The organism is Pontibacter locisalis, from assembly GCF_042684605.1.
GTDB lineage: Bacteria > Bacteroidota > Bacteroidia > Cytophagales > Hymenobacteraceae > Pontibacter > Pontibacter locisalis.
Map to the genome: position 1 here is coordinate 171401 of NZ_JBHULU010000003.1, position 6967 is coordinate 178367.

1 protein-coding gene, 2 tRNA genes and 3 rRNA genes are annotated in these 6967 nt (G+C 52.6%); 1 reads left to right on the forward strand and 5 read right to left on the reverse strand.

What is annotated here, in order from left to right; genetic code table 11:
• Positions 1-17 precede the first annotated feature (17 nt).
• Entirely contained in the window at positions 18-1427 is a 1410-nt protein-coding gene (aspA, locus tag ACFSRY_RS02985; protein WP_377503285.1) for an aspartate ammonia-lyase, read from the forward strand.
• Positions 1428-1623: 196 nt separating this feature from the next.
• On the opposite strand, the gene rrf is transcribed toward aspA, so the two are convergent.
• The 5 genes from rrf to ACFSRY_RS03010 all read right to left on the reverse strand — a co-directional run bounded on the left by rrf (position 1624) and on the right by ACFSRY_RS03010 (position 6752).
• Positions 1624-1735: ribosomal RNA gene (rrf, locus tag ACFSRY_RS02990) — 5S ribosomal RNA — on the reverse strand.
• Between the two features lie 98 nt (positions 1736-1833).
• A 23S ribosomal RNA gene (locus ACFSRY_RS02995) occupies positions 1834-4725 on the reverse strand.
• 221 nt (positions 4726-4946) lie between these two features.
• A tRNA-Ala gene (locus tag ACFSRY_RS03000) sits at positions 4947-5020 on the reverse strand.
• An 11-nt stretch (positions 5021-5031) separates the two neighbouring features.
• A tRNA-Ile gene (locus ACFSRY_RS03005) sits at positions 5032-5105 on the reverse strand.
• 124 nt (positions 5106-5229) lie between these two features.
• Positions 5230-6752, reverse strand: a 16S ribosomal RNA gene (locus ACFSRY_RS03010).
• Together the 16S, 23S and 5S rRNA genes with 2 tRNA genes alongside form the textbook arrangement of a ribosomal RNA operon.
• Positions 6753-6967: the final 215 nt, after the last annotated feature.

Sequence of the window (6967 nt, forward strand, 5' to 3'; positions counted from 1 at the left end):
TTCACATAGGCAACAAAATGAGTGATTTTAGATTAGAGCATGATTTCCTGGGCGAACAGGAAATTCCTAATGAACTTTACTATGGTATTCAGACTGCGCGTGCGCTAGATAATTTTAATATTACTGGCATTCCTATTTCTAAAGAGCCTCTTTTCATTCAGGCTTTTGGCTATGTAAAAAAAGCCGCCGCCATGGCAAATAAAGATTGTGGTGTGCTTAAACCTGAAATAGCTGAGGCCATTGGAAAAGCTTGTGATAGATTAATTGCTGGTGAGTACCTGGATCAGTTTGTAACAGATATGATTCAAGGTGGTGCAGGCACTTCTGTTAACATGAATGTTAATGAGGTTATAGCCAACGTAGCTCTTGAGCTATTAGGTCATAAAAAAGGCGAATACGACGTTGTTCACCCGAACAACCATGTTAACTTTTCCCAATCTACGAATGATGCCTATCCTACAGCATTCAGATTAGCTCTTTATAAGAAGATCACTAGTTTCGTTGAAAGCTTAGAGGTGTTACAGCAGTCTTTCGCACGTAAGGCAGAGGAGTTTAAAGACGTGCTTAAAATGGGACGTACACAGCTTCAGGATGCTGTACCAATGACTTTGGGAGCAGAATTCCATGGGTTTTCCACTACCATCAAAGAAGATATTCAGCGCCTCAATGAGGCAAAGATGCTTATTTGTGAAATAAATATGGGGGCAACAGCCATTGGTACTTCTATCAATGCTCCGGAAGGATACCCTCAGCTTGTTACGGACCACTTAAGAGACATTACCGGAATACCTGTAGTTCTGGCAGAGGATCTTATTGAGGCTACTTGTGATACTGGTGCTTATGTGCAGATTTCTGGAGTATTGAAACGCAGTGCAGTAAAAATTTCTAAAATCTGTAATGACCTCCGCCTTTTATCATCGGGTCCAAGAGCTGGTATCAATGAAATTAATTTACCTCGCATGCAGCCAGGTTCCTCTATAATGCCTGGTAAAGTGAATCCTGTTATACCGGAAGTAGTAAATCAAACCGCTTATTATGTTATTGGGTCTGACGTAACAATTACTATGGCTGCTGAGGCAGGCCAGTTACAATTAAATGTGATGGAGCCTGTGATAGCTTTTAGCTTGTTCAGCTCCCTTACCTATTTGGAAAACGCCTGCTATACCTTGAAAACCAAATGTATCGATGGTATTACGGCGAATGAGGAGATATGTAAGAACATGGTGATGAACAGTATTGGGATTGTCACCTCACTAAATCCCATCCTTGGCTATGAAGTTGCCTCTTCTATTGCAAAAGAAGCTTTGACAACAGGAAAGTCTATCCACGATATAACTGTTGTAGAGCGTAAGCTAATAACCCAGGCAAAGTGGGATGAGATTTTCTCTATAGAGAACCTAATCAATCCAAAGTTTATCAACAGCTAGTCTTCGTATCTGGTCTTCACAAAAGTAAAAGAAGCCCCGGCTACACCGGGGCTTCTTTTATTGATCATTTGTCATCAGCTGCCTTGGTACTCTATCAGCTGAATTGGCTCCTGCGCTTTACATGTTTGTCGGCGGTGTTGGGGGGATGGGAATGAAAAAGGGGCAGCCTCCGTTTTGGATGCTGCCCCTTTGCTGGGGTTGGCGGCCACCTACTCTCCCGGGTGTGACCCCAGTACCATCGGCGCGTCCGGGCTTAACTTCTCTGTTCGGGATGGGAAGAGGTGCTCACCGGAGCCATAGCCACCATTATCGTCGCACGATTCGTTTGCCGTGCATAATGCTTTAAAAGTTTAGTTAACATGATTGGGGAGAGAGCGAGTAAGGGGCGGGCCGTGTTCCGGCCTTTTTGAGAACGCGCTCGGGCAATTAGTACCGCTCGGCTTTGCTGTCTCCAGCTTTACACCTGCGGCCTATCGACGTCCTCGTCTTGGACGGCCCTTAAGGGAGATCTCATCTTGGGGCGGGTTTCGCACTTAGATGCTTTCAGCGCTTATCCCGTCCGAGCGTAGCTACCCTGCGCTGCGGCTGGCGCCACAACAGGTGCACCAGAGGCTCGTCCAACCCGGTCCTCTCGTACTAAGGTCAGGACCCCTCAAATCTCCGACGCCCACAACAGATAGGGACCGAACTGTCTCACGACGTTCTGAACCCAGCTCGCGTGCCACTTTAATCGGCGAACAGCCGAACCCTTGGGACCTTCTCCAGCCCCAGGACGTGACGAGCCGACATCGAGGTGCCAAACCTCCCCGTCGATATGAGCTCTTGGGGGAGATCAGCCTGTTATCCCCAGAGTACCTTTTATCCTTTGAGCGATGGCCCTTCCATGCGGAACCACCGGATCACTATATCCGTCTTTCGACCCTGCTCGGCTTGTGGGCCTCACAGTCAAGCGCCCTTATGCTATTGCGCTCTGCGCACGGTTACCAAGCGTGCTGAGGGCACCTTTGAAAGCCTCCGTTATTGTTTTGGAGGCGACCACCCCAGTCAAACTACCCACCAAGCACTGTCCCCCCCTGTGGGAGGTTAGGCGCCAAGCAACTCAAGGGTTGTATTTCAAGGACGGCTCCACGATGCCTGGCGACACCGCTTCACAGCCTCCAACCTATCCTACACATGAGTTACCCAGCGTCAATGCTAAGCTATAGTAAAGGTTCATGGGGTCTTTCCGTCCCGTTGCGGGTACTCGGCATCTTCACCGAGACTACAATTTCACCGAGCTCACGGCTGAGACAGCGCCCAGATCGTTACACCATTCGTGCAGGTCGGAACTTACCCGACAAGGAATTTCGCTACCTTAGGACCGTTATAGTTACGGCCGCCGTTTACCGGGGCTTCGATTCAATGCTTCGCCTTGCGGCTAACATCCCCTCTTAACCTTCCGGCACCGGGCAGGTGTCAGGCCTTATACTTCATCTCTCGATTTCGCAAAGCCATGTGTTTTTGTTAAACAGTCGCCTGGGCCTTTTCACTGCGGCTTCTCCAGTTGCCTGGAGGAAGCGCCCCTTCTCCCGAAGTTACAGGGCCATTTTGCCGAGTTCCTTGGCCGTGATTCACTCGAGCACCTTAGGATTCTCTCCTCGACCACCTGTGTCGGTTTGCGGTACGGGCGGCAAGCCATTTAAACGCTTAGCGGGTTTTCTAGGGAGCCTGATTAGGGACGATCTCCGCGCCCGAGGGCTTGGAGTACTTTCGGCGTTCAGCTAGCCCGGCGTACTTCACAACCGGGCCAATACCTACGGCCTTAAACGCGCTATTCCGTCAGCGCGCCGTCCTTTCACTTCTCCGTCACCGCATCGCTATGACGTGCCGGTACTGGAATATTAACCAGTTGTCCATCGAACTGCGCTTTCGCCTCGCCCTTAGGACCCGACTAACCCTGATCCGATTAGCGTTGATCAGGAAACCTTGGTCTTTCGGTGTGCGGGTTTCTCGCCCGCATTATCGTTACTTATGCCTACATTTGCTTTTCCAAGCGCTCCAACGCCCCTTGCCGGGACGCCTTCGTCGCCCTTGGAATGCTCCCCTACCAGTGCAGTAAACTGCAATCCGCAGCTTCGGTGCCATGCTTGATGCCCGATTATTATCGATGCCCTGTCGCTCGACCAGTGAGCTGTTACGCACTCTTTAAAGGAATGGCTGCTTCCAAGCCAACCTCCTGGCTGTCTAGGCAACTGGACCCCCTTTGTTCAACTTAGCGTGGACTTTGGGACCTTAGCTGGCGGTCTGGGTTCTTTCCCTCTCGGCGCGGGACCTTAGCACCCCGCGCCTCACTGCCGTGTATATCAAATGGCATTCGGAGTTCGTCAGGATTCGGTAGGATGTGACTCCCCCTAGTCCTATCGGTAGCTCTACCTCCATATGACTCCACCACGACGCTGCCCCTAAAGGCATTTCGGGGAGTACGAGCTATTTCTCAGTTTGATTGGCCTTTCACCCCTACCCACAGGTCATCCAAATACTTTTCAACGTAAACTGGTTCGGACCTCCATTTGGTTTTACCCAAACTTCATCCTGCCCATGGGTAGATCACAAAGTTTCGCGTCTACCCCCCCTGACTGTGCGCCCTGTTCAGACTCGCTTTCGCTCCGGCTCCGCTCCTCAAGAAGCTTAACCTTGCCAGGGAGGAGTAACTCGTAGGCTCATTATGCAAAAGGCACGCCGTCACTGCACGTAGCAGCTCCGACCGCTTGTAAGCGCATGGTTTCAGGATCTATTTCACCCCCTTATTCAGGGTACTTTTCACCTTTCCCTCACGGTACTGGTTCACTATCGGTCTCTCAGGAGTATTTAGCCTTAGCGGATGGTGCCGCTGGATTCAGGCGGGATTTCTCCGGTCCCGCCCTACTCAGGATACCACTAGGGCCAAAGAGCTTACGTGCACGGGACTATCACCCCCTATGGTCAGACTTCCCAGTCTGTTACACTTCAATCTTTGGTCCCACAGCGTGGTCCTACAACCCCGGCCGAGCCGTGACTCGACCGGTTTGGGCTCTTCCGCGTTCGCTCGCCACTACTTACGGAATCATTGTTATTTTCTCTTCCTCCGGGTACTTAGATGTTTCAGTTCTCCGGGTTCGCCCCCCTTAGGGTGACTACTCTTCAAGTAGCCGGGTTGCCCCATTCGGAAACCCGCGGATCAGTGGGTATGTGCCCCTCCCCGCGGCTTATCGCAGCTTGTCGCGTCCTTCATCGCCTCTGAGAGCCTAGGCATTCCCCATGCGCCCTTATCTGCGTTCTCGGCCGCTGCACTGTGGCAGCGGCCCGCCTCTTTTCTCGTTATTGCATGAGTTATCTTTCGATAACCTAAACTATTATTCTCTCTCCCATCATGTCAAAGAACTTTTCCTAGTCTCAAGCTCGTAGCGCCGGGCCGGGAGCTTTCACTCTCGCCTTCCTCTCTTGCCGTTCCTAAGTGTGAGGTAAAAACCTGCCGTTCTTACCTGTGCGTTGTGTTTGGTGTGGAGAATAACGGAGTCGAACCGTTGACCTCCTGCGTGCAAAGCAGGCGCTCTAGCCAGCTGAGCTAATCCCCCAGTGTGTATAGTGGGCCTGCGTGGACTCGAACCACGGACCTCTACATTATCAGTGTAGCGCTCTAACCACCTGAGCTACAAGCCCAGAATGAGAGCTGGGCGCCTCACAGCCACCATCGTAGGTTTTGAGGTTTGCCGAGACAGAAAAATACAAAGGAAGGGGGCATCCGCGCCGGGACCTGCGCCGGAAGGCCGGGCGTCGACCCTAGAAAGGAGGTGATCCAGCCGCACCTTCCGGTACGGCTACCTTGTTACGACTTAGCCCCAGTTACCAGTTTTACCCTAGACGGCTCCTTTGACGGTCACCGGCTTCAGGTCTCCCTGACTTCCATGGCTTGACGGGCGGTGTGTACAAGGCCCGGGAACGTATTCACCGCGTCGTTGCTGATACGCGATTACTAGCGATTCCGGCTTCACGAAGTCGAGTTGCAGACTTCGATCCGAACTGAGACCGGCTTTTTGAGATTGGCGCCCTGTTGCCAGGTGGCGACCCTCTGTACCGGCCATTGTAGCACGTGTGTAGCCCTAGGCGTAAGGGCCATGATGACTTGACGTCGTCCCCACCTTCCTCACTTCTTGCGAAGGCAGTCTCTCTAGAGTCCCCGCCATGACGCGCTGGCAACTAGAGATAGGGGTTGCGCTCGTTGCGGGACTTAACCCAACACCTCACGGCACGAGCTGACGACAGCCATGCAGCACCTTGCTTTGTGCCCCGAAGGGAGGCTCCATCTCTGGAGCTGTCACGCGCATTCTAGCCTAGGTAAGGTTCCTCGCGTATCATCGAATTAAACCACATGCTCCACCGCTTGTGCGGGCCCCCGTCAATTCCTTTGAGTTTCACCCTTGCGGGCGTACTCCCCAGGTGGATGACTTAACGCTTTCGCTTGGACGCTGACAGTGTATCGCCAACATCGAGTCATCATCGTTTACGGCGTGGACTACCAGGGTATCTAATCCTGTTCGCTCCCCACGCTTTCGTGCCTCAGCGTCAGTTTCGGCCCAGCGAGCTGCCTACGCAATCGGGGTTCTTGGTGGTATCTATGCATTTCACCGCTACACCACCAGTTCCGCCCGCCTCGACCGAACTCAAGCCCGCCAGTATCAACGGCAGTTCCACGGTTGAGCCGTGGGATTTCACCGCTGACTTAACGGGCCGCCTACGCACCCTTTAAACCCAATAAATCCGGACAACGCTTGCACCCTCCGTATTACCGCGGCTGCTGGCACGGAGTTAGCCGGTGCTTATTCATCTAGTACCGTCAGTTTCCCACGCATGGGCGTTTTCTTCCTAGATAAAAGCAGTTTACAACCCAGAAGGCCTTCTTCCTGCACGCGGCATGGCTGGGTCAGCCTCTCGGCCATTGCCCAATATTCCCTACTGCTGCCTCCCGTAGGAGTCTGGTCCGTGTCTCAGTACCAGTGTGGGGGACCATCCTCTCAGAACCCCTAGCCATCGTCGCCATGGTGGGCCGTTACCCCGCCATCTAGCTAATGGCACGCATGCCCATCTTCTATCGCCGAAGCTTTAACAGCTCTCCGATGCCGGAGTACTGTCTTATGCGGTATTAATCCCGGTTTCCCGGGGCTATCCCCCAATAGAAGGCAGGTTGCATACGCGTTACGCACCCGTGCGCCACTAACCAGGGAACCGAAGCCCCCTGATCCGTTCGACTTGCATGTATTAGGCCTGCCGCTAGCGTTCATCCTGAGCCAGGATCAAACTCTCCATTGTAAAAGTTAATTTACGCAAGCCCGAGGGCTTGCTCATGTGTCCGTTCGACCCCGGCCTTCCTTGTTTAAGGCGCAGGTGGTCCGAAGACTGGCCCTGCGCGGATTACCTTATCCTTTTGTATGTTTTTTCTGTCTCAACAATCTCTCAAAGAACTTGCCAAGGAACTACTTTCCTTGCCTGTCGCCTCGCAGCGTGTGTTTCCCTCTAACCCCTTC

Bases quoted from the DNA above. Each gene is read 5' to 3' on its own strand.
- aspA (WP_377503285.1), top strand. From the start codon at position 18: ATGAGTGATTTTAGATTAGAGCATGATTTCCTGGGCGAACAGGAAATT.